Source organism: Kiloniella laminariae (assembly GCF_027214005.1).
GTDB lineage: Bacteria > Pseudomonadota > Alphaproteobacteria > Kiloniellales > Kiloniellaceae > Kiloniella > Kiloniella laminariae_A.
This window is the reverse complement of the sequence record NZ_JAPWGY010000004.1, coordinates 19,569-45,984: the sequence shown is the minus strand read 5'-3', so window position 1 is coordinate 45,984 and position 26,416 is coordinate 19,569. Positions and strand designations below refer to the sequence as shown.

The 26,416-nt window shown below is 52.5% G+C and carries 25 protein-coding genes and 1 tRNA gene; 16 read left to right on the top strand and 10 right to left on the bottom strand.

The window, feature by feature from the left end; genetic code table 11:
* Positions 1-11 precede the first annotated feature (11 nt).
* Positions 12-1,055 (top strand): FecCD family ABC transporter permease, encoded by a 1,044-nt coding sequence (locus O4H49_RS12545; protein WP_269423780.1) that lies wholly within the window; start codon positions 12-14, stop codon positions 1,053-1,055.
* Positions 1,056-1,284: 229 nt separating this feature from the next.
* Here the strand turns inward: O4H49_RS12545 and O4H49_RS12540 are convergent.
* Positions 1,285-1,361: transfer RNA gene (locus tag O4H49_RS12540), tRNA-Arg, on the bottom strand.
* Between the two features lie 290 nt (positions 1,362-1,651).
* On the opposite strand from O4H49_RS12540, the gene O4H49_RS12535 reads away from it, so the two are divergent.
* A complete protein-coding gene (locus O4H49_RS12535; RefSeq protein WP_269423779.1) occupies positions 1,652-2,806 on the top strand; it encodes a hypothetical protein in 1,155 nt (384 codons plus the stop codon).
* Between the two features lie 76 nt (positions 2,807-2,882).
* Here O4H49_RS12535 and O4H49_RS12530 read toward each other — a convergent pair whose 3' ends face one another.
* Positions 2,883-4,475: a gamma-glutamyltransferase family protein gene (locus tag O4H49_RS12530; RefSeq protein ID WP_269423778.1), complete on the bottom strand. Its 1,593-nt coding sequence runs from the start codon at positions 4,473-4,475 to the stop codon at positions 2,883-2,885.
* A 212-nt stretch (positions 4,476-4,687) separates the two neighbouring features.
* Between O4H49_RS12530 and O4H49_RS12525 the strand changes: the two genes are divergently transcribed.
* Together O4H49_RS12525 and gpt are read left to right on the top strand one after the other, a co-directional pair.
* The gene (locus tag O4H49_RS12525) at positions 4,688-5,443 is read left to right on the top strand and encodes a TSUP family transporter (protein WP_269423777.1); all 756 of its coding nucleotides are present in this window, start codon (positions 4,688-4,690) and stop codon (positions 5,441-5,443) included.
* Between the two features lie 121 nt (positions 5,444-5,564).
* Positions 5,565-6,041 carry a xanthine phosphoribosyltransferase gene (gpt, locus tag O4H49_RS12520; RefSeq protein ID WP_269423776.1) on the top strand — a complete coding sequence of 159 codons (477 nt, stop codon included), beginning with the start codon at positions 5,565-5,567 and terminating at the stop codon, positions 6,039-6,041.
* Between the two features lie 29 nt (positions 6,042-6,070).
* Here gpt and panC read toward each other — a convergent pair whose 3' ends face one another.
* Complete coding sequence (panC, locus tag O4H49_RS12515; RefSeq protein WP_269423775.1) at positions 6,071-6,928, bottom strand: pantoate--beta-alanine ligase; 858 nt, start codon at positions 6,926-6,928, stop codon at positions 6,071-6,073.
* A gap of 306 nt (positions 6,929-7,234) precedes the next feature.
* Here panC and O4H49_RS12510 point away from each other — a divergent pair, with 306 nt between their 5' ends.
* Both O4H49_RS12510 and O4H49_RS12505 read left to right on the top strand, forming a co-directional pair.
* A complete protein-coding gene (locus O4H49_RS12510; protein WP_269423774.1) occupies positions 7,235-8,440 on the top strand; it encodes a class I SAM-dependent rRNA methyltransferase in 1,206 nt (401 codons plus the stop codon).
* Positions 8,441-8,543: 103 nt separating this feature from the next.
* Positions 8,544-9,029 (top strand): GNAT family N-acetyltransferase, encoded by a 486-nt coding sequence (locus O4H49_RS12505; protein ID WP_269423773.1) that lies wholly within the window; start codon positions 8,544-8,546, stop codon positions 9,027-9,029.
* On the opposite strand, the gene O4H49_RS12500 is transcribed toward O4H49_RS12505, so the two are convergent.
* The 3 genes from O4H49_RS12500 to O4H49_RS12490 are packed head-to-tail and all read right to left on the bottom strand — an operon-like array spanning position 9,014 to position 12,664.
* Positions 9,014-10,438 carry a sensor histidine kinase gene (locus O4H49_RS12500; RefSeq protein WP_269423772.1) on the bottom strand — a complete coding sequence of 475 codons (1,425 nt, stop codon included), beginning with the start codon at positions 10,436-10,438 and terminating at the stop codon, positions 9,014-9,016. The genes O4H49_RS12505 and O4H49_RS12500 overlap by 16 nt on opposite strands.
* Positions 10,439-10,471: 33 nt before the next feature.
* Entirely contained in the window at positions 10,472-11,887 is a 1,416-nt protein-coding gene (locus O4H49_RS12495) for a dihydrolipoyl dehydrogenase family protein (RefSeq protein ID WP_269423771.1), read from the bottom strand.
* 42 nt (positions 11,888-11,929) lie between these two features.
* Entirely contained in the window at positions 11,930-12,664 is a 735-nt protein-coding gene (locus O4H49_RS12490) for a TVP38/TMEM64 family protein (protein ID WP_269423770.1), read from the bottom strand.
* A gap of 437 nt (positions 12,665-13,101) precedes the next feature.
* Here O4H49_RS12490 and rpmH point away from each other — a divergent pair, with 437 nt between their 5' ends.
* From rpmH to argB, 6 genes are all read left to right on the top strand, one after another.
* On the top strand, positions 13,102-13,236 hold the full coding sequence (rpmH, locus tag O4H49_RS12485) for a 50S ribosomal protein L34 (RefSeq protein WP_083921781.1): 135 nt from the start codon (positions 13,102-13,104) through the stop codon (positions 13,234-13,236).
* 4 nt (positions 13,237-13,240) lie between these two features.
* Positions 13,241-13,651: a ribonuclease P protein component gene (rnpA, locus tag O4H49_RS12480; RefSeq protein WP_269423769.1), complete on the top strand. Its 411-nt coding sequence runs from the start codon at positions 13,241-13,243 to the stop codon at positions 13,649-13,651.
* 27 nt (positions 13,652-13,678) lie between these two features.
* Positions 13,679-13,948 carry a membrane protein insertion efficiency factor YidD gene (gene yidD / locus O4H49_RS12475; protein ID WP_269423768.1) on the top strand — a complete coding sequence of 90 codons (270 nt, stop codon included), beginning with the start codon at positions 13,679-13,681 and terminating at the stop codon, positions 13,946-13,948.
* An 11-nt stretch (positions 13,949-13,959) separates the two neighbouring features.
* On the top strand, positions 13,960-15,750 hold the full coding sequence (yidC, locus tag O4H49_RS12470) for a membrane protein insertase YidC (protein WP_269423767.1): 1,791 nt from the start codon (positions 13,960-13,962) through the stop codon (positions 15,748-15,750).
* 160 nt (positions 15,751-15,910) lie between these two features.
* Positions 15,911-16,603, top strand: a complete 693-nt coding sequence (gene yihA, locus O4H49_RS12465) for a ribosome biogenesis GTP-binding protein YihA/YsxC (RefSeq protein WP_269423766.1) — start codon at positions 15,911-15,913, stop codon at positions 16,601-16,603.
* Positions 16,604-16,737: 134 nt separating this feature from the next.
* A complete protein-coding gene (gene argB / locus O4H49_RS12460; RefSeq protein ID WP_269423765.1) occupies positions 16,738-17,646 on the top strand; it encodes an acetylglutamate kinase in 909 nt (302 codons plus the stop codon).
* A gap of 116 nt (positions 17,647-17,762) precedes the next feature.
* Here argB and O4H49_RS12455 read toward each other — a convergent pair whose 3' ends face one another.
* Positions 17,763-19,007 (bottom strand): DUF2336 domain-containing protein, encoded by a 1,245-nt coding sequence (locus O4H49_RS12455; protein WP_269423764.1) that lies wholly within the window; start codon positions 19,005-19,007, stop codon positions 17,763-17,765.
* A 35-nt stretch (positions 19,008-19,042) separates the two neighbouring features.
* Positions 19,043-20,773, bottom strand: coding sequence for a sensor domain-containing diguanylate cyclase (locus O4H49_RS12450; RefSeq protein WP_269423763.1), 1,731 nt, complete (start codon positions 20,771-20,773; stop codon positions 19,043-19,045).
* Between the two features lie 403 nt (positions 20,774-21,176).
* Between O4H49_RS12450 and O4H49_RS12445 the strand changes: the two genes are divergently transcribed.
* The 4 genes from O4H49_RS12445 to O4H49_RS12430 all read left to right on the top strand — a co-directional run bounded on the left by O4H49_RS12445 (position 21,177) and on the right by O4H49_RS12430 (position 24,580).
* Positions 21,177-21,848, top strand: a complete 672-nt coding sequence (locus tag O4H49_RS12445; RefSeq protein WP_269423762.1) for a pyrimidine 5'-nucleotidase — start codon at positions 21,177-21,179, stop codon at positions 21,846-21,848.
* A 137-nt stretch (positions 21,849-21,985) separates the two neighbouring features.
* Positions 21,986-22,828 (top strand): 2,3,4,5-tetrahydropyridine-2,6-dicarboxylate N-succinyltransferase, encoded by an 843-nt coding sequence (gene dapD / locus O4H49_RS12440; protein ID WP_269423761.1) that lies wholly within the window; start codon positions 21,986-21,988, stop codon positions 22,826-22,828.
* Positions 22,829-22,850: 22 nt separating this feature from the next.
* Complete coding sequence (gene dapE / locus O4H49_RS12435; RefSeq protein WP_269423760.1) at positions 22,851-24,008, top strand: succinyl-diaminopimelate desuccinylase; 1,158 nt, start codon at positions 22,851-22,853, stop codon at positions 24,006-24,008.
* Positions 24,005-24,580: a hypothetical protein gene (locus O4H49_RS12430; RefSeq protein WP_269423759.1), complete on the top strand. Its 576-nt coding sequence runs from the start codon at positions 24,005-24,007 to the stop codon at positions 24,578-24,580. Before dapE ends, O4H49_RS12430 begins: the two co-directional genes overlap by 4 nt.
* 18 nt (positions 24,581-24,598) lie before the next feature.
* On the opposite strand, the gene truA is transcribed toward O4H49_RS12430, so the two are convergent.
* Both truA and fmt read right to left on the bottom strand, forming a co-directional pair.
* Positions 24,599-25,396: a tRNA pseudouridine(38-40) synthase TruA gene (gene truA / locus O4H49_RS12425; RefSeq protein ID WP_269423758.1), complete on the bottom strand. Its 798-nt coding sequence runs from the start codon at positions 25,394-25,396 to the stop codon at positions 24,599-24,601.
* The gene (gene fmt / locus O4H49_RS12420; RefSeq protein ID WP_269423757.1) at positions 25,396-26,343 is read right to left on the bottom strand and encodes a methionyl-tRNA formyltransferase; all 948 of its coding nucleotides are present in this window, start codon (positions 26,341-26,343) and stop codon (positions 25,396-25,398) included. Before fmt ends, truA begins: the two co-directional genes overlap by 1 nt.
* Positions 26,344-26,416: the final 73 nt, after the last annotated feature.

The window sequence follows — 26,416 nt, the reverse complement described above, 5'->3', positions numbered from 1 at the left end:
TCGAGCTACCCATGTCCGACAGACCTGATAAAAAACTGCGACACCAATCACTCGGGATCATTCTTGTCCCCCTGAGCATCTTTCTCTTGCTGAGCATGACTGTGGCTGTGGCTGTCGGACCGGTTTCCGTGCCTCTTGAAAAAGTCTGGCAGATTGCTTTCCAGCAGATCTTCCCTGATCTGCTGGAAACAAACTGGAGCAAAGGTCAGGCCAATATTATCTGGGACATAAGGTTTCCCCGAGTTCTGCTGGGTGTAATCGTCGGAGCCGGTCTGGCAACCGTCGGCGCTGTATTACAGGCAACCACCCGCAATCCCCTTGCCGACCCTTACCTGTTTGGGGTTTCTTCCGGCGCTGCGCTCGGCGCAGTCACTGTTATTGTCCATCTCGGGTCTTTTGCTGGTCTCTATAGCTTGCCCATAGCTGCTTTTATCGGTGCCCTCTGCTCTCTCTTGCTTGTCGCTCTGCTCAGCAGCCGCGACAGCCAACTTACGTCTGATCGACTGATTCTTGCCGGCATATCCGTTTCCTTTATCCTTATGTCCCTGACCAACTTTATGATTTTCCAGGGCGACCAACGCGCGGCGCATTCTGTCGTGTTCTGGATGCTGGGTGGTCTCGGGATGGCGCGCTGGAGCCAACTCTGGATTCCCGCCCTGCTTTTCATCGGCGGTTTTTCCTATCTCCTGCTGCAGGCCCGCGTACTCAATGCCCTTATGACCGGGGAAGAATCAGCCCTCACTTTGGGAATAGATGTGAAACGGCATCGGCTTTATCTTTTTACCTGCTGTGCCGTGATAACCGGGATCATCGTGGCCTTGAGTGGTGCAATCGGTTTTGTCGGCTTGATGATTCCCCATATCGTTCGCCAGATCTTTGGCTCAGACAACCGCCGTGTCCTGCCTCTCTGTGCAGGAATCGGTGCCATCTTTCTTGTCTGGGTCGATGTTCTCGCCCGCATGCTGCTGTCCCCGCAAGAACTGCCCATTGGCATTATCACCGCAGCCTTTGGCGGGGTGTTTTTTGTCGGCCTCCTGCTCAAGCGCCCCGATTGATCTGGAATTGACCCAATAAAAGCAGTTCTTGGAAATGCCCAGCTCAGTATAAAATCTGGGATCATCTGGGATCAGAGGAAATTCGAACCCCGAACACATCCAGAATCAGCGAATCCCCGCTAACCGCTTCGGCGGGCGCACTGCTGGAGGAAAAACAGGGAAAAAATCCAAAAAAAAGCTGGAAGTCAGAAATGCAAAAAGCCCGGCTTTAGGCCAGGCTTTTTGAGAGTGGTGCACCCGTCAGGACTCGAACCTGAAACCTCTTGATTCGTAGTCAAGTGCTCTATCCAATTGAGCTACGGGTGCATCAAGTTGTCTTCAAGGTTTCAATCCCCTGAAAACGAGGCGGAACTTACTCCGGCTTACGGGGGGACGCAAGCACTAAATCATCCTGAATCGATTTTTTTTTACTCCTTCTTCCCCCCGCTATTCCTTAGAGTGGAAAAGATGGGAAAACCCTTGTCCCTCCGACTCCCTTCAAGTAGTATCTGCCCTTAGTATTTTGGGGGGTTGGTCTTCTTTTCTACCTTTTTGTCTTATTTTCGGCTATTCCCGGGGTATTGAGACTGACCACGATCAACAGTGCGGACTTTTCAATGGGATCCATGAAATCCTCTGTTTTGCGTAATACCGTATCCGTTCTGGCTACGGTTGTATTTTTAAGCGGATGCTCCTTCACCGAAGAAGCCCTGTGGCCATCGGTCGTGGGCGAAGGTACTCCTGAAGACGGCGTGACGGCAGGTGCTCCTGTTGTTCCTGATACGGTTAGCCCTGGGGTTTCCGGCTTGCCGCTGCTTGGCTCGACGGTTTTTGAAGCCCCCGGCGTTACACCGGGTCAGCCAACCGGAACACATGTCGGCAAAAAAGTGGAAGAGTTGCGCAGCGACCTTTCTCGCCTGCAGGCCCGTCTGATCCATCACAACACAACCCTGCAGACACAGCGGAATAACGCCCGGAGCAGTGCTGGAACATATCATTCCATTATCGCGGCGATGAACACCCGCCTCCAGATTGGCACCACACCGGGCAACCCCCAGATGGTGAACAGCTGGAACCAGGCACAGCAGGAACTTGAACACGTTGGCACCAGCATCACCAGCCTGAACAGTCTGGCGAACGAAGCCGGATCGACTTCTGCACTGGCCGCCTTTGTTCTGGATTCGGCACGCGCGACCTATGAGTTGCGCGGCGCACTCGATGAAGATCACCTTCAGCTGGCCGTTCTCGAAGACGAAGCCAATCAGACTGTGGTTATTCTCGACCGCCTGATGAACGAACTTACAGAAGATGTCGCCCGGACACAGAACTACTTCTCTGCCGAGCGTTCAAATCTGACTGCCCTGCAGGTTGCCGTTGATAACGGAGAGTTCATCGGCAGCAGCCTGAGCAGCCGTACTTTCGGCGTTCCCGTGCCACCTCCTCCAAGTGGAACAGCCGGACTTGTCGGCCGACAGCCACCGTTGGCAATCATTCGCTTTGATCAGCCAAACGTAAATTACGAACAGGCACTCTTTACTGCTGTAAGCCAGACTCTGGAACGTCGCTCTAATGCGGCGTTCGATCTGGTCACTGTTGCTCCGGCTCGCGGAAACTCCGCCGAGATCGCTTTGGCAACAAGCAAGTCACGTAAATACGGCGAAGACGTATTGCGTTCCTTGACCAAACTCGGATTGCCAGCGTCACATGTCACTCTATCCTCCACCAGCAACCCTGGTGCTCAGGTTCCGGAAGTGCACGTTTACGTAAGATAATTACGAGAACAAACAAAAAAAGCGGTCCAGATTTTCTGAACCGCTTTTTTTGTTTCAAGAAACCCACAATAGAATCTCAATACCCCGCGACGGCCCCATCGCTACGGGGATCCGTTGCCCCTTCCATTCGCCCGTCAGGATGAAGGACAATTGCTCCGGCATGCCCCATTTCGGAAGAAAACGCTTCCAGTATATCCAGTTGATGTCCGGCATTACGCATCTGTTCAAGCACCTCTGTCGAGAAACGTCCCTCCAGTCTCAATTCAGCAAAATCCGCCTTTTCACTCCGACCGACAAACCATCGTGGTGCCGTTACCGCAGCCTGCAGTCCCTGCCCGAAAAGAGCATAGCGGCTGAAGATGGCGGCCTGTGTCTGGGGCTGCCCATCCCCGCCCATACAGCCATAGGTCATGACTCTGCCATCGTTGAGGACGGCCATGGCAGGATTCAAGGTATGAAACGGCAAACGCCCCGGCGCAATACAGCGGGGACTGTCTTCCTCCAGAACAAAACTGCTGCCTCTGTTCTGCTGGATGATCCCGGTCTCTGGCAAGACCACACCTGACCCAAATGCCTTGTAGGTACTCTGGATCATGCTGACAGCCCGGCCCTGGTTATCAATAACCCCAAGCCAGATTGTATCGCCTGACTGGGCATCAACGGGCCAGGGCAGTGCCTTTTCCCGGTCAATCGCAGACAAGTTTTTCTGCAAGGCACTCTCACTGAGATAGCTCTCGGCCTTGCGTGCCATCTGCGCCGGATCAGCCAGTTCACGGTCCCGAACAAGATGCGCCTGCTTGGTGGCTTCGACCATGCCATGCAGATATTCAAATCCCTCGGCGTCATTAACGCCCATCCGATCAAACAGAGAAAGAATCATCAAAGATGTCAGCCCCTGTGTCGGTGGAGGAAGGTTATAGATCGTACCACAGGAAAGCTGAGTGCTAAGCGGGGAGACACGGCGCGCCTGATAACTTTTGTAATCATCCAGCTCGACAGGAGAATCCAGTTGGGCAAGGTCCCCGCAAATCCTTTTTGCAATCTCTCCCCTGTAATAATCATCCAGCCCGGCATCTCTCAGGCGCCGCAGTGTCCCAGCCAGAGCCGGTTGCTTCTGGCGGGCACCAACTTCGGGAATCGCACCACCAGCCTTAAGGTATCCCGCAGCAAACCCTGGTTGATCGGCCAGTAACGGCTTTCGTTTGTGCAGAGCTGCGACATGCCCCGATGTCAGGGCAAATCCCTCCTCAGCATAGTAGATGGCTTCTTCTAGCAAGCGCCCCAGAGACTGCTTCCCCCCCCACTGCTCTGAAACAGCCAGCGCCGCCTGCCACCCACCAATTGTTCCCGCAACAGTGTTGGCCGAAAAGGGACCGACCTGCGGCATTGTCTGGTGACCTCGTGCGCGAAAGAAATCCGGCTCCGCCTTGCGACCGGCCCGACCACAGGCCTCCAGCGCAAAAGGCGTCTGGCCTGGCTCATGTATCAGCCAGAAAGCATCCCCGCCAATCCCTGTCATGTGGGGGTAGATCACAGCGATAGTGGCTGCCACCGCAACCGCGGCTTCAATCGCGTTCCCGCCGTCGCGAAGTACCGCGAGCCCCGTTTGCGAAGCGAGATGATGCGGCGAGGTAACCATCCCCCGGTAAGACTGAGGTGCGTTGAGCATGAGCCTCTCCTGATTGAAAGTACAACCTGAGCACCCCACAGGGGAAGCAAGTCAGGTACAACAGAATATTCTTTGATTTTCGGGAACCACATGAGTTCCCGGGCCGGTGAAGGTCTGCAGTATACACAGATCTGCCTCACCCAATCTAGGCTTGACCACCAGGAAACCGCGAGTGATGTATAGCGCCTGTTTGACTTGACCGGATTGACACTGTGCCGCCAGAGCTACTCCCTGCCATTGCCCTGATTCTCTTTATTGCCAGCCTGATTCAAGGTGCTGTCGGCTTTGCTTTTGGCCTTTTTGCCCTAACCTTTCTGACGCTACTCGGGCTGGAGCTGACAACCAGTGTACCGCTGCTTCTCACATCCGGTCTTGCCCAGTTACTGGTTGGCGTTATCAAACTGCGTGAACATATCCAGTATCCTCCCCTGATAAAGGGAACGGCGATTCGCTATATAACCCTTCCCCTGGGAATTTTTGCACTGGGATACCTCACCTCAACAATCGAAAAATCCCAGATTGAGCAACTCGTTGGTGTCCTGATTTTCTTGATCGTTCTGACCCAGATCATCATCCGCCCAGCCCCCCAGAAGAACCTCCATAGCTTCTGGACCTGGCTCGCCTTTTCCGCCAGCGGCTTTATCGCCGGCATGATCGCCGTTGGCGGGCCTCCAATTGTTCTCTGGGTTATGGCGCATGAATGGACCAACAAACAGATCAGAAGCTTTCTCTTTGCCAGCTTCCTGACAACAGTACCGATCAATGCTCTTGTTCTATACCTCGTCCTGGGAGATGAAATCCTGACGCCCATGTTTTATGGACTGGCCTTCTCTCCCTTGATCGCTTTGGGATCACATCTCGGGGTCAAGATCGGCCATGCTTTTTCAACTGAACGCCTGAGATCTATCGCCTTTGGCATCCTGGCGATAAGTTCAGTTTCATCTATTGCCGGGCCCCTGCTACACTGATCCCGCCATATCGAACTGACATAAGGAATTTCCTTTTCTCGGCGGCTTTGAGTTCTAGAGGTTGAGAATTCCCGTCAGTTCTGCTTTATTCCCGCATCATCCAAAACCGGAGTCGTGAACTGTGTCTGAAGAGCCAAAAACATTTCCTGTATCCTGGGAGCAGCTGCACCGCGACGCCAAGGCCCTCGCATGGCGCCTGATGGAAAAGGGGCCTTTCAAGGGCGTCCTCGCCATCACCCGTGGAGGCCTGGTACCTGCAGCGATCATTGCCCGTGAACTTGATATCCGCCTTATCGATACCGTCTGTATCGTAAGCTATACCGAAGACAACAAGCGGGGAGAGCTTCAGGTCCTGAAAGCGCCACCAAAGGATAGCCAAGGTTGGCTGATCATTGATGATCTTGTCGACACAGGCAAAACTGCCCGGGCAGTACGCGAACTGATGCCTCATGCACACTTTGCGACAATCTACGCCAAGCCGGAAGGCCGCCCGATTGTTGACAGCTTCATCACAGAAGTCAGTCAGGATACCTGGATCTATTTCCCATGGGATCTCGGCTTGCAAACAGTTCCGCCACTCATTCGCAGCCGGGGCTAATCCAGCCCTCTGGGACTATTCGTTCTGCCTTACCGGCTGATTGAGAGATTATCAATCAGCCGCGTAGTGCCGAGCCAGGCTGCCACAAAAATCCGGCTGGTCAGTACAGCCTCGCGGCTCGCCGTTTCGGTTATCAGAGCAAGATTGTCCTCTGAACGCAGTTCAAGATAATCAATCCTGTCGAATCCGGCGTCGAGAATAACTTTCTCCCCCCATTCCAATACATGATCGATAGTCTCTCCCTGTAGAACCAGGTCACGAATCGTGCTTTGGACCTGATATAGCGTCGGCGCAATTTTTCGTTGGGCTGCATCCAGTCGACGATTGCGTGAAGACATGGCCAGACGGTCTTCTTCGCGATAAGTCGGCACGCCGATAATATCCACAGGAAGATCAAGATCGCGGACAACCCGCTGGATCAGAAGATACTGCTGGAAATCCTTCTGACCAAAATAGGCCCGGTCTGGTGAAATCTGGATCAGAAGCTTCGTCACGACAGTCGTTACACCGTCCATATGCCCTGGACGTGCCGCACCACAAAGACAATCCTGCATCGAGGCAACAGAAACCGTTGTACTATACCCATCTGGGTACATTTCTCCGGCCTGAGGCAGATAGACGGCATCGACACCGGCCACTTTCAGTTTTTTCAAATCTTCTTCGGTATCAACAGGATAACTGGCCAGATCATTTTTGTTATCGAACTGCCTTGGATTTACAAAGATCGTCGCAACAACCTTGTCATTATCCTTTCCAGCAGCTTCAACCAGCCCCAGGTGCCCCGCATGCAGAGCCCCCATGGTCATAACCACGCCAAGCTCCTCACCCGCTGTTTTCCAGCTGACAAGAAGCCGCTTCAATTCTTTTCTGGTCTTGACGATCTGCATTTCCTGTCCCTCTGGACTTCGATTCCACTATCCCACCATTAAGCCCGATCATGCGACCCAGTACGGAGACCCGGTTAGGCGGCTGGTCTTATAAACAACGCACCCTTGATAGACAATCCTGGATCTACACGGATCTTTCCCAAGGTCTGGGGTGAGCCTAGCAAAGCCGATTTTGCACTGCAACAAAGACAGGATCATCATACGCTGAAACTTTTAAAGCTGTACGAAACAAGGTGAGGCTTGCAGCAGGCCCTGATATGACTAGACTGCGCCACATCCATACAGACAGCAGTTAAAGGTACTGTGATGAGTTCTGCCACCGATCTAAAACTCCGCCCGACAATCCGCCTGAAGCCCAAATCACAACGGCGTTTGCTCAACGGCTACCCCTGGGTATTTTCCAACGAGATTGAGGTCACCCCCGGCACAAAAGAACTCCCCGCCGGGACAGTGGTCCGCATTGAGGCCCACGACGGTCAATCCCTTGGCACTGCCATCTACAATCGCCTGCCGCTGATTTCTGCCCGGCTGCTGTCGAACAATGCCAAAGCGATCATCGACGAAGATTTTTTTGCCGCGATTCTGTCTCAGGCCCTGTCATTGCGTGAAAAGCTGTTTGATCGCCCTTACTACCGCCTGATTCATGCGGAAGCAGACGGCATTCCCGGCACTATTATTGACCGCTACGGTGACACGCTGGTTCTCCAGGTCAACACCGCAGGCATTGAAAATCTTCTCCCCGCTTTACTCGGCGCGCTGGACCGGGTTCTTGCCCCGACAAACGTCCTGCTGCGCAACGACACCCCCTCTCGCTTGCAGGAGGGGCTGGAGTGTTATGACAAGGTGGTCAAAGGTCAGCTCTCTGGGCCGATCAAAGTCATCGAACACAATGCAACCTTCTTTGCCGAACTGCAGGACGGACAGAAAACCGGATGGTTCTTTGACCAGCGGGACAACCGGGTTCTTGCTGCCCAATTCGCCCGCGATGCCGATGTGCTCGATTGTTACTCCTTTGCGGGAGGTTTTACAGTTCAGGCCGCGCTTGCTGGTGCAAAATCCGTTACGACAGTCGATCGCAGCCAGTCTGCGCTGGACCTCGCAACGATGGCGGCAACGGAAAACGGCGTCCTTGATCGCTGCAATTTTATCAAGGCAGAGGTCTTCAGCCAGTTGGCAAAGTTTGCCCAGGAACAAAAAACTTTTGATCTCGTCATTGTCGATCCACCAGCCTTTGTCAAAAACCGCAAAGACCTGCAACAAGGTGCCAAGGGCTATCGCAAGCTTGCCCGCCTGGCCGCCCAGCTGGTGAACCCCGGCGGATACCTCGTGATCGCCTCCTGCTCGCATCACATGGATATCGAAAACTTTGCCGAACAGGTGCGCAAAGGCCTGCTTGATGCCACGCGGCAGTCCCGCCTGCTCTACACCCGCGGTGCCGGACCAGATCACCCGGTTCATCCGTTTCTGCCAGAATCAGAATATCTGAAATTGCAACTTTATAGTCTGGATTAAGTACGAACACCGACCGCAAGATCTGATTGCCAGATCCGGGTGCAAGATAGAGTAAGGCACAGTTCTAATTCGGAATTTCAGGAATGACGCAAAGGCTGGTTCAATGGAAATAACAATTGATCTTCTGCGGAACCAGCCCCGCTTCATAGAGACCTGCGCCCGCTGGAACCATGAAAGCTGGGGAGCGGCACGTGGTATAGCAGCAACAGACATTCTTGATGCCTACAGGGAACTTGCGGACCCGGAAAATCCGGAACAGGCCTTTGTTGCCTTTTCCGGGGATACAGCTCTTGGCACAACCTTGCTGATTGAATGTGATCACCCTGAATACGCCCATTATCGCCCCTGGCTGGCTGCGCTTTATGTCCAGCCAGAATACCGGCGTCAGGGGATTGCACGGGCCCTGATCGATGCCAGTATGACTTTTGCCAGAGAACGCGGCGACCAACGGCTGTTTCTCTACAGCGCTTCACCTGAAATTTACGCTGCTATGGGCTGGCAAGTCGTCAGTCGTTTTATAGAAGATAAAACCCACTATTTCCTTATGAATATCGAGCTTCAGACAAACTCTGATCAACCGAACAGCTGATCTGATCGCGCCGTTACACTGTCCCCAAGCGGTAATTCAAGACAGAAACAGGCTCCCCCCAGTTCAGAGACATCAAGCCAGATGTCTCCACCATGGGCCCGCATCAGGTCCCGGGTAATAGCCAGCCCCAAACCCGACCCGTTTTGCCGGGTCGATCCCTTGAAAGGTTTGAACAGGTTGTTCTGGATCTCTGCAGGGATACCGGGGCCGTTGTCTGCAACAGTAACAATCAGACAGTCCGGCTCCTGTTGCATTCGAATCTCGACAACAGAAGCCCCGGCCTGTTCCGCATTTCGGGCAAGGTTTTCAAAAACCCTATACAGCTGCTCCCAATCTCCCGAAACCTCCATGCCCGGCGGTATATGATTCTGCACCAGCAGACAGACACTTTCCGCCGCGCCAATCGTGTCGACAACTTCGCTGGCAAGGTCGTGCAGATCAAAGTTTGTGATGTCGAGTCGTGGCGTTCCTTCTTTGGTGAAATTCAACATCTGCCCACAGATATGTACCGCCCGATCAATCGCCGCCAGCAAGACCGGAGCAACCTCCCGGACTTCCGGATCGTCACTGCGTTTCAGCCGATCAGAAATCAGACGTGCCGTTGCAAGACCATTGCGCAGGTCATGATTGATTTTGGCCGCGGCAGTGCCCAGTGCCGCAAGCCGGTTCTTTTGCCCAAGTGACGCCTGAAGCGATTGCTGCATGGACGCCAGTTCCTGTTCAGCAACCCCCACCTCATCCGTCCGGCGCGAAGGAATGATGATCCTCCCTGCATCCTCGGGGGCCTCCCGGAAGACAATCATACTATAGGTAATCCGCCGCATCGGCTGAACCAGTAAACGGTGCAGGCTGACAAAAACAAGCGCAGCAGTCATCAGGGCAATACCGAGAGAAAGGGCGAGAATACGCCAGGAGTAATCGAACATCTCCATGCGAAGCCTGGTTTCACTCATCACCACCTCAACCAGAACCTCTGGATCTTTCGGCGACAGACCGATAATGCGCAATACCCGATGACGATCCTGCCCCAGCGTAACAAAAGCATCCTTGATCAGACCAAAGAAGCTCTCCTCGCGCAGATCATAGGTCGCATCGACCACAACATCGGCCCCGTCCATAAGCATCAACTTGCCCTGTCCGGGACGAGTCAGGCCGACAGCCAGAGCATTCACATGGCTGAGGAGTTCCTTCTCCAGATCCTCACTCACCATCATGTCATCTGTGGCATCAAGGGCCAGGATCGCCAGATGGGCATCGGCGAGTTGCTCCTGAAGCGAGACAAATCTGAAACGCCCGATTGAAGGAGCGAAAATCAGAATCTCGGCCAGCAGCACAAACATTGCCGTCAGAACCAGAAGTTTGGCGGAGAGACTGGTAATAAAGGGAGGCAGATGCAGTTTTGGGGTCATGAGAAAATCATACCACAGCCCGATCAGGCCATATCATCCGAATTTTGCCAGAAAACGAACGATCATTTTGACCCGGTCACTGAACAGGGTCTCGGTAAAATAGCTTCCGGCCACGCGTTTGCTTACTTCTGACAAGCTTGGGTAAGGTGCAATGACACTCGCCATGTCTCCGATCTTGAGCCCCTTTGAAATTGCGAGTCCCCAGGGCAGAACAAGCTCGCCAGCGTGAAGTCCGACAATTGATGCCCCCAGTATTTTACCCTTGGGGTTTGTCATCACTTTGATTAGGCCTTCTGTCCGACGTTCTGCCCTGGCCCGGTCATTATCCGCAAAGGACCAGCGCAATACACGGTGTTGATCACCGTTATTCCGCAACTCGACTTCGGTGAGCCCAACCTGAGCCAGTTCAGGGTCAGTATAGGTCACCCAGGGAACAGCGGAATGCTCCACCTTGGCAGGGAGCCGGAACAACGCATTGCGAACGATAATTCCCGCATCATAGGCCGCCATATGGGTGAACTGATACCCACCTGTCACGTCACCCGCCGCATAAATTTTCCGATTGCTGGTTTTCAACCCCCTGTTGACGACAATACCGCCACGCTCATAGGCGACACCGGCAGCTTCCAGATTGAGTTGATCCAGATTTGGAATGCGTCCTGCAGCCAGGAGCAGATGACTGCCAGTGATGTCCTTTTTCTGCCCCTCCTGCTCGACTTCCAGCACGACACTATCGTCGCTGCACCGGGCGGCAATAACCTTTGTTTTTTCCCGGATATTCACACCGTCAGCGAGTAACCGGGATCGAACGATCTCAACAAGATCCGGATCGTCCTTGGGCATGATTGTTGCCATTTCGACGATTGTAACTTCGCTGCCCAGATTCCGAAAAGCCTGGCCAAGTTCACATCCGATAGGTCCCCCCCCTACTATAATCAGTTTTTGGGGCAAATCCGTGAGATCAAAAACGCTTTCATTTGTTAGAAAGGGAACCGAATTCAATCCTCCTATCGGCGGGGTCATCGCTCGGGATCCTGTTGCGATAACAAAACGCCGAGCTTCTATCACCTGACTCCCCACCAGAAGCTGCTTCGGATTTAGAAAGCTTCCATGGCCTTGCACAACCTGCACACCAAGCTTTTCAAAGCGTTCGACAGAATCATGGGGCTCTATCCCGGCAATAACGTCCTTCACATGATCATGTACAGTCCGGAAATTGACTTTGGGGTCGGAATAATCAATGCCAAAATCCTTTGCTTCCCTGCCTGCTCTGGCTGCCCTGCCCGCAACAAGCAGTGCTTTTGAAGGAACACAGCCATAATTCAGACAGTCTCCGCCCATTTTCCCGGATTCGACCAGAACGGTATCAGCTCCCATCTGGGCCGCACCTGCAGCAACAGAAAGTCCTGCTGAACCGCCACCGATAACGCAGAGATCCGTTTTAATCATGCTATTCCCCGATGAAGAAACTTGCGAATACCAGGCGGATATTTAGGCCTGTTTTTCCTTGCAGTATTTTTTATAGAGAACTGGCACAAGGGACAACAAAGCCAATCCCATTATAGGCAGCAGGATTTCCGGGCGCAGGATAATACCCAGGTCCGGCGTCTCACCGCTTCGAAACAACGCATCCAGACCGTTACCGACACTGGCATAGACAAATGTTCCCGGAATGATCCCGAAAAAAGTCCCTATGACATAATTGCGTAGCGACATACCAACGAAAGCCGGAACGAGATTGACCAGCCAGAAAGGGAACAGCGGCACCAGACGCAAAACCAGCAAATAACTCAACTCATTTTCCTTGAACCCGGATTCCATCTTCTGAAGATATCCGCTGGCTTTCTGCCGCAGAATTCCTCCGAAGGCCGTTTTTGCAGCGAGAAATACAAGTGTCGAGCCCACTGTTGCGGCCATCACGGCATAAAGCCCTCCCAGCCAGGTTCCAAACATAAATCCGCCCGCAATCGTCAGGAATGATCCCCCAGGTATCGAGAAGGCAACGGCAAGGGCGTAGAGTGCCAGAAAAGCCAAAGCCGCAATCACTTTCTGGCCCTGGACGAATCCAATCAGGTTTTCACGATTTTCCTGTAAAATCCCGAAACTGAGATAACGATGCCAGCCCATGGCATAAACGGCAGCCAGACCAAGCAATAAAATCAGCAAGGGAAGCAGGCGCTTCAACCGGGAGCCCTTCGCCAGAGGTGTGTTGTTCTTTGCACTCATAGTGTCATCTGCAGTTATCATGAAGATATAGTTTTGTGGGTAACCGCGAAAAATCAAGTCAATCAATCGCTTCACACAAGGTTGTGATCGTCCGAGAGCAATTGAAAAGACCAATCTCCCCAGGTTTCTCGTCAATTACGAAGCAATCGGCCAGCAACCTTTTTTGCCCTTGCAGGATTTCCTCCTGTCCTTTGGGGAGAAAGCTTGATAAGAACAGCCCAACGATGGTTTTGCCCTGGAAAACCTTGAGACTGATACCTCATAATTTTCCATTTGCATCAAAGACTCCCGCAGAGTTTCTGGCCATTTCCGGAAAATCCTCAAGGAATCCATGAGGGAATCCAATGAATCTGGTGAAGAGGCGTTGACAGACGCCTGGTGCCCGCTTATACACCCACCACTATTTTCGACAACCTCCCGATTAACGGAGAAATACTGTGAAGCGCACTTTTCAGCCGAGCGTACTGGTTCGCAAACGCCGCCATGGCTTTCGCGCCCGTAAAGCTACCGTAGGCGGTCGCCGCGTCCTAGCTAACCGTCGCGCAAGAGGCCGTAAGCGTCTATCTGCTTAAGGTCATGATGCCCGTTATCGGAAAGCTCAAAAAGCGATCCGAATTTCTTCGGGTAGCAGCGACGCAAAACAAATGGGTCACCCCAGGTCTGATTCTTCAGGCCATGCGGCGCCAGCCTGAAAGTTCTTCCAACCCGGAAGAACTTTGTGGGTCTGGCGCTATTCGCATTGGCTTTACTGTTACCAAAAAAGTTGGCAACGCTGTAATCAGAAACCGGGTAAAGCGCAGATTGCGTGCTGTTGCAGCAGAACTGCTTTCCGATCATGGAAAGGCAGAGCACGACTATGTCCTGATTGGGCGCAAAACAACCCTGTTTCGCACCTACGATGACCTGAAGAAAGATCTGTCATCCGCTCTGCAAAGAGTAAAAACAGACCGTTCCAGAGCCTCAGGCCAGACAAGACACCAGAACTGAGAAACCAGGAAAAGAGAGGCCACAAGATTGAAAATATTACGTGTACTTCTTCTTGGCCTCATAAAGCTGTACCAGTACGGTATCTCTCCCTATACTCCCGCGGGCTGCCGTTACCACCCTACCTGTTCACAATATGCCAGCGACGCACTTGTTGCGCATGGCGTGGTGAAGGGTGGATGGATGGCTCTTAAACGTCTGGGCCGTTGCCACCCCTGGGGTGGTCATGGTTATGACCCCGTACCCGAATCACCTGACTGCAGTCAGCACGTTGACTGTCATGTCCCAAACAACCGTTGAGCCGATCACTGATGCAAAACGAAGATCAACGTAACATTCTTCTCGCTGTTGTCCTTTCAGCAGTCATACTTTTTGGCTGGACATTCGCGCAGGAATATTTCTTTCCGCCAACTCCGGAACAGATTGCAGCCCGGCAAGCGGCTCAGCAACAACAGTCCCAGACACAGGCAGCCTCGACCGGAGAAACCAGTATCCCTGAACTTCCCGGTAGCCCGGATGCTCTGCCCAGCTTAAGTGCTGGTCTCCCGCGCGAACAGGTCCTTGCGACGCAGGAACGCGTTGTTATCGACACCCCCACCCTGCGCGGAAGTGTCTCGCTCACCGGTGGGCGGATTGACGACCTGACACTGAAAAATTATCAGGAATCCATTGATGACGGCAGTCCGAATGTCACCTTGCTGTCACCTGCAGGAACCGCCAAGCCATATTACGCCGACTTTGGCTGGATCTCCTCAGATCGGGCATTGCCAGTTCCAGGAAACAATACTGTCTGGCAGGCAAGCAGTAACCGCCTGACCCCCGAAACCCCTGTAACCCTGACCTGGAACAACGGACAGGGTCTGACCTTTGAGCGGACGTTGCGCATCGACAAAGGGTATATGATCAACATCTCTCAACGCGTTTCCAACGCGACCAACCGTGCCGTTGACCTTGCCCCTTACAGCCTGATTTCCCGGACAGGCACACCAGAGACCCTTGGATATTACATCTTGCATGAAGGTCCTATTGGTGTCCTTGGTGGCAAACTGCAGGAAGTCGATTACTCCGACCTCCAGGAAGACAAGCGTGTAGATGGCTCGACAACAGGCGGCTGGCTCGGCATTACCGACAAATACTGGCTCACAGCCCTTATCCCCGATCAACAACAAGCTGTGACAACCCGCTTTCTTTACAACGGCAAGAACGGCGTTGACCGTTACCAGACAGACTTCTTCTATGCAGTCCAGTCTGTGACCCCCGGTCAGAATATCGAATTCAACAGCAACTTCTTTGCAGGTGCCAAGGAAGTTCCGCTGATCGACAAATACGATACGGAACTCGGGATTCAGGATCTAGATCTCGCCGTTGATTTTGGCTGGTTCTATTACATCACCAAGCCTTTCTTCTATGCCCTGCACTGGTTGACAGGCATTGTCGGCAACGTTGGTCTTTCCATCATGGCGCTGACTGTAGTGATCAAGCTGATCCTCTTCCCCTTGGCGAACAAGTCATACGTTTCCATGGCGAAGATGCGCAAACTTCAGCCGAAACTGGTTGCCCTGAGAGAACGATTTGGCGAAGACAAACAGAAGCTTAATCAGGAGATGATGACCCTGTACAAGCAGGAGAAGGTCAATCCGATGGCTGGCTGTCTGCCAATTGTCGTGCAGATTCCGATTTTCTTCTCGCTCTACAAGGTTCTTTTTGTCACCCTGGAAATGCATCAGGCACCTTTTTATGGCTGGGTCCACGACCTTTCCGTTCCTGATCCGACTTCACTGGTCAACTTCTTTGGTCTGCTGCCATGGGGTGTTCCAGAAGCAGGAAGTATCATTGCATTCCTGAATATCGGTATCTGGCCGGTCCTGATGGGTATCACCATGTTCCTGCAACAGCGTCTGAACCCGCAACCAACAGACCCGGTTCAGGCCAAGGTCTTCCTGTTCATGCCTCTGTTTTTCACCTTCCTGCTTGGCAGTTTCCCTGCCGGATTGGTGATTTACTGGACCTGGAACAACCTTCTTTCCATCATCCAGCAGGCTGTGATTATGAAAAAGGCCGGCGTTCCTCTTGGGCGAACACCGGAACCAAGCAAAAGCTGATCCCCTAGGGGTTATTTTAAAACAGGAAAGGCCTGGATGGAAAATCCAGGCCTTTCCTGTTTTTTCCTTCTGAAACCTACATTTTTCCGGTGCAGCTTATTCTTTCTTGCCGTTCAGACCGACAGGGATTAATCATGGGCCAGCACAAAAGGAGACGCACGTGACTGACGAAACCCCGGTTTCAATACCCCAATCCGGTATCAAGCTGGAAAATCCTGGCGACGACCCACGGCTGGTCGAAGCAGGACGATTACTCTTTACCCAGTCTTGCGAGTTCATTCTTGGCGCGACAAAAGACGAACACATCGGGCGCTACAACCTCCCGGAAGTCGCTTTTGCCGGTCGGTCAAATGTCGGAAAATCCAGTCTGGTTAATGCTTTGACCGGACGGAAAACGCTGGCCCGGACCTCAAACACCCCGGGGCGGACACGTCAGTTGAATTTCTTTGATCTTGGCAAGCAGCTCATGCTTGTTGATCTCCCCGGCTATGGGTACGCCCAGGCTTCAAAATCTGATATCGCTTACTGGACCAACCTCACACGGAACTATCTGCGCGGACGAGCCGAGCTGAAACGTATTCTGCTGCTGATTGATGCACGGCATGGCACCAAAGACAGTGACCGCGAGATCATGGACGAACTGGATACCTGTGCAGTCTCGTACCAGATCATCATGACCAAGGTCGACAAGACCAAAGCCTCCGAGCTTGCCGCTGAAGAAAGCAAATTGGCCAAAGAGCTGTCAAAACGCCCCGCAGCCCACCCCTATATTGTCAAAACGTCCTCAATGAAGGGCCAGGGTGTTTCAGAGCTTCGTGCTATTCTCGCTTCCCTGGTCGAACAAGGAATTTAAAGGCCCCCCTGTTTCCTTGACCTTGCGATTCCGTTATAAAGATATAATTACCTCTCGCGGGGCCGGGCCCGTCTAGCCAGACCTTAAAGCAAGAAAGCCCCGCGTTGTCCTGATCATTACAGAGGCTGTCCAAGATGTTGACAAACCACGCTAAAGATCCACGGAAATGGCTGCGTACTGCAGGGACTATTTCAGAAGCCTTGCCCTTTATGCGACGCTATTCCGGCAAAACCATCGTGATCAAATATGGTGGCCATGCGATGGGAAATAGCGAGTTGGCCGATATCTTCGCCCGGGATATTGTTTTGCTTAAACAGGTCGGGATCAACCCCATCGTTGTTCACGGTGGTGGTCCACAGATCGGGGATATGCTCAAGCGGATGGCTGTTAACAGCGAATTTGTTGACGGGCTGCGGGTTACAGATGAAGCAACTGTCGAAATTGTCGAGATGGTTCTCTCTGGTAGAATTAACAAAAGCATCACCGCGGCAATCAACAAGGCTGGAGGTACTGCAATTGGTATCTCCGGTAAAGACGGCAGCCTGATCAAGGCCCGAAAGCTGCAACGGACAGTCAGAGATCCGGATTCCAACATTGAAAAGGTTCTGGATCTCGGTTTTGTCGGAGAGCCAGACGAAATCAACCCTGAATTTCTTCAGAAACTGGAAACATCCGGGATGATCCCTGTCATCGCACCAATCGGCTTTGGGGCAGATGGTGAAACCTATAATATCAATGCAGATACGGCTGCCGGGGCGATTGCCGCAGCGGTTGGCGCTTCTCGCCTCCTGATGATGACAGATGTTGCAGGTGTCCTTGACAAGGAAGGTGTGTTGATTCCCGAAATCACCTTCCAGACAGCGGACGAACTTCGCCGCAATGGCACAATCAGTGGCGGCATGATTCCCAAGATTGAAACCTGCATCAGTACGGTCGAAGGCGGCGTGAACGCAGCGGTTATTCTGGACGGACGGGTCCCGCACGGTATGCTGCTGGAAATTTTCACCGATTGCGGGATCGGCACGTTGATCAAGAAGGATTGATACAGCCTTCTGCTCATTCCCGGATGCCTTTGTTTCCGCGTCCTGAAAAGTACACAGCAAAAATGCCGGCCTCGGAATCAAGGCCGGCATTTTTGCTCAAGGTTTTTCGACAAGGCTTATTCAGGATTATCCAGATAGAGCGTGACCTGCCAGTCCAGTTCTTTTTCCGATATAGGAACCTGCCCCTCTGCATCGGCCTTGATCGACTGTTGAGGAGGAATTCCAGCCAGACGCAACTGCACCAGACTGGCCAGTTCCATGGTAAACCCGGCTTTCCAGACCAGCGCCACAACCGTCTTTGCCGCCCGGGACAAGATCATCCGGCGCGCCACTTTGGGGGGCAGGGCAGCTTTAAGCGCCAGCGCATGAATAGCGAACTCGCGGTCCCCACAATGCAGGCGCGTCGTAATCCTGTCTTCGGTCAGCTTACCGGCACGGTCCAGCTTTTCCACTTCAGCAACCAGTGCCTTTTCTTCCTGTTCACTTGTTCCCTTGTCATCCAGGACTTCTTCTTCACCCAGACGTTGGCGCACCACCAAGCCAATTGCCGTTGCTGTTTCCGGATCCATTCCCGGACGATCAAGCAAGGCTTCCAGTAAATTCTCGGTTACAAACGTGGCAAGGCGTTTGATCGACAAGGAAGAAAGCTTTGGCCGCGTGACAAGCGGCTTGTGCCAGATCTGCACAGCCGGAGCCCTGTCAACCAGCATATCAAGTGTCTCTTCGCGAATCTGGGCGCTATGGTTATCCAGCAGAGCGGCAATTGCATCACCATCCTCTGTCTCGATAATCGCATCGGTTACCTGCTCGCCCAGATTGGATCGACGGGAAATTGCTTTTAATCTCGCCCCGCGGACACCATCCCAGATGAGTTTAAGCAGATCATCATCGGTCAGGATCGGAGAAAATTGCAAAACCGGCACAGCAACACTGTCTTCAGAATCAGCTGCAAGCTTTCGAACCAGTGCAACAGGCACGGTATCAAGGTCTTTCACCGCAACAGATAGAATTTGCCGTACTTTCTCCTGCTGGTCCTCGACCAGGATCTGAAGCGTTTTTACAACAAATTCATGCGCACGGCGCTGATTTTTCGAATCCAGCTCTGGAGCCAGCTTGGCAATTTTTTCAGCCAGCTGCTCGCGCACAAGTGTATCTTTATCTCTGGCCAGCAACAGATCTGCCTGAGAAGGTGTTTTTGCATTGGACGCCACGGCTTTTCTTATTTCAGGGCTTTCGTCCTCGGCTAGGTAATACAGAAATTCTGGTCGTGTATCATTGCGCTTGGCCAGTGTCAGGCGAACTTCCGGATCCTTACTTTCCGCCATTTCCTTGGCAGTCTCATATACAAGGGCTGTCTGCATCCGCTTTTTATCCTTTGAGGAGCTTTCTGAATCTTTCAAGATCCTGCCCCTTCTAACTGTTCTTTAACGACATAAATACCATTCTTGCCGGATCTCTTAACCCGGTACATCGCTTCGTCTGCATGGAGGAAAAGATCCGATATATTGGTTCCGTCCCGGGCCGTAAACAGATACCCCCCGATAGAAGCCCCCAAACGCCACTCCGGATCTTCTTCGCGGGCCAAAGCTGGCTCAAGCGCCATCAAAATGGCCCTTGCTTTTGATGAGGCTTCCTCCTCAGGTACATTTGGCAGAAATATAGCGAACTCATCCCCACCAAGACGCGCCAACCAGTCATGCCTGCGGGTTTCCTGTTTCAGCACTTCTGCAAAATCACGCAGGGCCTTGTCACCTTCCTGATGACCATAGGCGTCATTGACGTACTTGAAATTATCCATATCAAGATAAAGTAACAGATGCGTATGCCCATCACCGTTATGGTCTTCGAGAAACCCTGAAAGAAGATGCTCAAATCGCCTCCGGTTCAACAATCCGGTCAAGGGATCTGTGCTTGAAAGCGTTTGTAGATCCCGATGATGTCCATACTGTTGCAGCGAAATACCAATCTGGACCTGGATACGCTCCAGTAACTCCCCCTCACCAGCGGACCAGACAACATTTGCACCTCTTCGCCATAAACAGATCGCGCCATTCGCCTGCCCCCGGAACTTGGTACTAACAGCGACAAGTACGCCATCTGGGCCACTTTCCTGATAAACTGTTTCTCCCATTTTCAAGGCAGCCTGGACCCGTGCGATTGCATCAAGAGGCAGAGCGGATCCCTGTTCAGCGACAGCATGCCAGATCTCGCCATCAAAATGGCTGATCATGACAGCATCAACCGGCAGTGCCGGAATAAGACAGCTGGCTGCAGAGCCCAGCATCTTTACAGGCACCATTTCACTGCGGGCAATCTCGAGAATCCGGTTGTAGACCCTCTCGCGATGAATCTCCTCAGCCCGTTGCATCTCGACTTTACGCTGATCTGTGATATCGCGACAGAACCCCCGGTTCCCATGCCAGATTTCCTGATCACTCCACAGAGGCATTGAGGTAATCAGAAGACATCTTTCATCGCCATAACTGTCTTTGACCCAGACCTCTTCCTCATCACAGGGCGCCTTGCAGGAAAAAGGGTTCGTTACCAGTGTATGTACATCGACCAGCAACCCGTCAGCCTGCATTCCAGAAATCTCGGCTGCCGTATATCCCAGTCCCCCATCAGGGGTTACAAAAGAAAAATAGCCTTTTGCATTGGTCTCCCAGGCAAAATCACAGGAGGCTTCAAGCAGGTCACGATAGCGTTGACGGGATTCAATTAAAGCCGCACGAAGGTTGCGCTCAAGGGTTATATTCCGCCCAAGCAACAAAGCGGCCTGTCCACCGTCCCATGGCAACAGTGCCAGATCAAAGGCGGCAAGAACACGGCTTCGCTCATCGCGCTCGGCTCGAATCAACAAAGGATTCACCTGAGCCGCCTTGCCACTGAAGGCTGACTTCAACGCTTCAAGATATTCTTCGGAACCTCCCCTGCGTATAAATTTACAAAGCAACTCGGCCTGATCATTTGCACAGGAAACGGTGCCGTCACGAACCACCAGTACAACAGCACCAGGAAATTCAGAAAAAGGACCACCAGGGACAACCAGTTCCCAGTGATCCTTGTCGATAATATCGGGCAATGGACCACTCTTATTGTTTTTTTTCTGCTTTGATGAAGTCTTCATAGGCACCCCTGATAACTCATCGCCCCAAGTCTAACCGAGTCCAGTTAACACCCACTTAAATATTTGAAGACGATCAACCAGTTCGACTGGTTCCAATAAGCTTACTGGACGCATTCACCCGCAGCAGGCCACATGCCCCCCCTGGTTCATAAGATCTTGGTCAATAATTTCTGCCTACAAATCTCTCAGGGGAAAACAAAAATCTCCTGCTGAAAATTGACTTTCCTTCAAAGGGGATAATAAACAAGCGATGTTTCCAACACTTGATTGGGGGATCGGGGGAAATGAGCAGCAAACTTCAAATCCACCCTGTAGATGACTTCCTTCTTGGAAAATCTCCAAAATCTGCTACCCCTTGGCAGGTAAAAATAATTTTTTGATAAGATTAGAGAGAACAAGAACGATGGCTCTGTTAGGTGGAAAAGATGTCTGGCTCTTTGATCTGGATAACACGCTCTATCCCGCCTCGTCCCGGCTGTTTGACCAGATTGAACAGCGCATGGGTTCCTTCATCGAACAATATCTCGGCCTTGATCCTGTTGCCGCCAAAACCGTTCAGAAAGACTATTTCAAACGCTATGGAACAACGCTGAAAGGCCTGATGGTCAACCACGGGCTCGCACCGAACGAATATCTGGACTATGTTCATGATATTGACTTCAGCGTCATCCGCCAGAATCAGGATTTGAGCAACGCTCTGGAGCGGCTTCCCGGACGAAAACTGATCTTTACCAACGCCTCGAACATCCATGCTACAAATGTGATGAACCAGCTTGGTGTGCTCCATCTCTTTGAAGAGATATATGATATTGCGGATGCTGATTACATCCCCAAACCTGCACAGTTCCCCTATGACGACCTGATCAAAAAACATGGGATTGATCCGAAACAATCTGTATTTTTCGAAGACTCAGCTAAAAACCTTGAGCCCGCAGCGGCCATGGGAATGACAACCGTCTGGGTCAGAACAGATACCGAGTGGGCGGCACATGGAGCCACGTCTGAAAATGGCGAACGTTCATCCTTTATCCACCATGAAACGGACGATCTCATCACCTGGCTTAACAATCTCTGAAATCACGGGAAAAGCCGGAATCGTATAACATCGCCCCTTCGGCCATGGACTCGTTGACAAGCGTCGCCGCCCTGCCGCATTGTCCACGAAACCACGATAAACGATGTTGAAAAACACGAACTACGGGATAGATCACCATGAACAGCGATATCCAGAATGTCATTGAGAATGCCTGGGAAAACCGGGACCAGATCACTGCCGCAACCAAAGGCGAAGTTCGCGAAGCCGTTGAAAATGCGTTGATGCTGATGGACTCTGGCAAACGCAGGGTTGCCGAAAAAGGCCCCGATGGCTGGGTGGTTAATCAGTGGCTTAAAAAGGCTGTGTTACTCTCTTTCCGCCTCAATGACATGTCTGTCATTGCCGGTGGTCCCGGCGAGAGCACCAACTGGTGGGATAAAGTCCCCTCCAAGTTCGAAGGCTGGGGCAGTAAAGAATTCACAGCAGCAGGATTTCGTGCCGTTCCCGGCAGCATCGTGCGACGCTCTGCTTTTATTGCCCCTGGCGCGGTTCTGATGCCCAGCTTTGTGAACTTGGGTGCCTATGTCGACAGCGGCACCATGGTTGACACCTGGGCGACCGTTGGTTCCTGTGCCCAAATCGGCAAGAATGTACATCTGTCCGGCGGAACAGGCATTGGCGGTGTGCTTGAACCTCTCCAGGCTGGCCCGGTCATTATTGAAGACAACTGCTTTATCGGCGCGCGAGCAGAGGTAGCCGAAGGGGTTATTGTTGAAGAGGGCTCTGTTCTCTCCATGGGCGTCTACATTGGTGCCTCGACCAAAATCATTGACCGCGAAACCGGTGAAATTTTCATGGGCCGTGTTCCAGCCTATTCCGTTGTGGTGTCCGGAACGCTTCCAGGCAAACCCCTTCCCGATGGCACACCTGGCCCCAACCTTTACTGTGCCGTGATTGTTAAAAGAGTGGACGAGCGCACCCGTTCCAAAACCTCTATCAACGAATTGCTGCGCGCCTAAAGTATCACGGAAAGAACTGACCATGAATGTCGAGAACCCGTCTTCTGCCCTGGAAGTCACCCAGGCCCTGATTCGATGTCCCTCGATCACACCGGAAGAAGGCGGTGCTCTCGACCTCATGGAATCTTTACTCAAACCGCTGGGTTTTAACTGTCATCGATTACTTTTCAGTTGCAGCGATACCTACGATGTCGACAATCTCTACGCCCGTCTCGGGACAGCAGGACCCGTTTTTGGGTATGGTGGGCATACGGATGTTGTCCCTATTGGCGATGCTGATGCCTGGACGGTTAACCCCTTTGCCGGAGCTGTTGTCGATGGCAAGCTGATTGGACGCGGCGCCGTTGACATGAAAGGCTCTATCGGGGCCTTTGTCGCGGCTCTGACCCGTTTCATCAACTCCCGCTCATCCTTTGATGGCTCGATCAGTCTGATCATTACAGGAGATGAGGAAGGCATTGGCATCAATGGCACCACCAAGGTTCTCGACTGGATGACCGACAAGGGAGAACGCATGGATGTCTGCCTTGTTGGGGAACCGACCAGCAACGATAAACTCGGCGACATGATCAAGATCGGACGCAGGGGAAGTGTTAACTTCAATCTCAGGGTTCGGGGCATTCAGGGACATACAGCCTACCCTCAACTTGCCCGTAACCCTGTCCATCCCCTGGTGGCCATGCTGCATAATCTGCTCGCGGAACCTCTCGACAGCGGTACAGAACACTTCCCCCCTTCTTCCCTTCAGGTGACCACCGTCGACGTCGGCAACGCCGCAACCAACGTCATCCCGGCACAGGCACAGGCGAATTTTAACGTCCGCTTTAATGATCTCTATTCTTCTGAACAGGTTGAGGCCTGGGTTCGAGAGCGCCTGAGCCGTGCAGGCTTTGATTACAATCTTACGGTTCGGGTATCTGGCGAATCCTTTATCTGCCCACCGGGTCCTTTCAGCGATCTCATCAGTTCATCCGTCAAGACCGTGACCGGACTTGAAGCGGTACTGGGGACAACAGGCGGCACCTCTGACGCCCGTTTTATCAAAGACTATGCCACTGTTGCCGAATTCGGCCTGCTGAACGATACTGCACATAAGGTGGATGAATACTGTACGCTACAGGAACTTGACGACCTGTCACGCATCTATCAGTCCATGCTTGAAGGATACTTTAAGGTTTGATCCCTTCTTTGACAGAGATGAAACACCATCTGGGAGCCACTTTCGGCTTCCTGCGTCTTGATCTGTCAGGTCTGGAACACATCGACACCAGCAGCCGGAGCTTCTGGAACTCCTTCTTCGCAGCCTGGCTCTGCTTGCCGGGGTATATCTATCTCAGCACTCTCTACCCGACAGATAATGACGTCCTTTATGACAGCTTTGCCGTTCTGTTGATTGAAGCCCTCATCTATATGATCAGCTGGCTGGCCTACCCGGTTGCCATCCATGCCATTCTTGTCCTGCACAACAAGGTCGAGAACTTCAGACAACTTGTCATTGCTATAAACTGGCTTCAGCTCTGGGTCATTCTGGTTCAGGTATTCCTTCACACCTTGCTTAAATCCGGCCTATTTCCAGAAATAATGGTTTCCCTGACAGGTCTTTTGACCCTCTTCTATCTGCTCTGGGTCAAGGCCAACGTCATAAAGCAGGTCATTCCCTGCAGTTGGTTTATCGCTGTCGGGCTGGTCTTTCTGGATATTGTTCTGTCGCTCAGCCTCAGTAATCTCGAAAACGTTCTGCTTGAGGGGTAAGAACCCGTATAAAGACGTTTACTGACGCGCTGGTTCAGGTCCCACAGAAGGATCATGCCCAACGTCCTGTTTCGTTTCATCAAAACTGACCGAAACAAAATACAATCCCCATGCCGGAGCCATTTCCCCGGCAACACTGCGATCCCGAGCAGCAAGAACCCGTTTGAGATCTTCCCCTGTCCATTTTCCTATTCCGACTTTTTTCAGCGAACCCGCAATGTTACGAACCTGATGGTAAAGAAAGGAACGGGCAGAAAGTTCGATCCTGATCTCCTCGCCAATCTGGCTGACAGCAATCCGGTTCATGGTTTTCACCGGTGATTGCGCCTGACATTCCTTGGCCCTGAACGAAGTAAAATCATGCGTACCGACCAGAACCTGCGCAGCTTCATGCATTGCGGTTACATCAAGCTTCTGCGGTACAAACCACGCACGATGATGATCCAGGACCAGATGAGCCCGGCGGTTGATGATCCGATACAGATAACTGCGTTCCGTCGCGGAAAAGCGGGCGTGAAATTCTTCATCAACAATTTCCGACGACAGGACCGCAACCCGTGCCGGACGCAGATGAAAGTTGATGGCATCCCGGACCTTGTCTGCAGGAAACGCGCGTTCCAGATCCATCGATGCAACCTGCCCCAGAGCATGAACGCCACTATCCGTGCGCCCCGATGCAAATACGGCCACCCGTTCACCACTGAATTTGAAAACGGCCTCTTCGATGACTTCCTGGACAGAAATCTGGTCTTTTTGACGTTGCCAGCCAAAAAAATCGCTGCCGTCATATTCAATGGTCAACTTGTAACGTGGCATCAGGTCAACTCACGATCGACCAGATGTGTACCTTTCGGCAGGGGATAACCATTGAGGAAAGCAGTGGCTTCCATCCCGCCTTTACCAGGTCGTTGCAAACGCTCAATCTGTAAAGCGCCCGCGCCACAGGCAACCGTCAGCTGGTCATCAAGTAATGTCCCAGCCCGGGAATGAGTGCTATCCAGATTCGAAAGCCGTGCTTTCAGAATCTTGATTTTTTCGCCCTGAAAAGTGAAGTGAACTCCCGGCCAAGGCGTCAGGGCACGAATTTTACGCTCAAGCTCTTCAGCTGGCTGGCTCCAGTCCAGTGCACTTTCCTCACGGGAAAGTTTCTGGGCATAGGTTACCCCTTCAAGAGGTTGTGGCTGCGGCTTTATCTCCCCCTTCGCCATCCCTTCCAGCGCCCTGATAATCAGATCAGCCCCCAAAGACGATAGCTCATCATGCAGACTGGAGGCTGTTGTCTCACTATTTAACGGCACCCTGCTCTCAAGAATGACATCTCCGGCATCCAGCTCTTCAGCCATCTGCATGATCGCAACACCACTTTCTGCATCTCCTGCCTCGATCGCCCTTTGGATCGGCGCGGCCCCCCTCCAGCGTGGTAAAAGAGAGGCATGGATGTTTACACAACCCATTGGCGGTATATCCAGTGCTGCTTGGGGAAGAATCAGACCATATGCAATCACCACGGCAACATCGACACCCAGGCTGGCAAACTCCTCCAGCACCTCAGGCCGACGAAAGCTCTTGGGAGTGTATACTGGCCACCCCTGGCTCTCGGCATAGGCATGAACCGGAGAAAGCTTTTCCTTATGTCCGCGTCCTGCCGGACGTGGGGGCTGGCTGTAGACGGCAGCAATTTCATGTCCGGCATCTGCCAGCGCCTTCAAACAGGGAACGGAAAAATCCGGGGTTCCCATAAAGGCAATCCGAAGTTTTTTCATCTCAGCTCTGTTCCATTCCCGTTATCATCTTTATCAGGCATCTCTACGTTTTGGCGCTTTGGTGTTCTTGAAA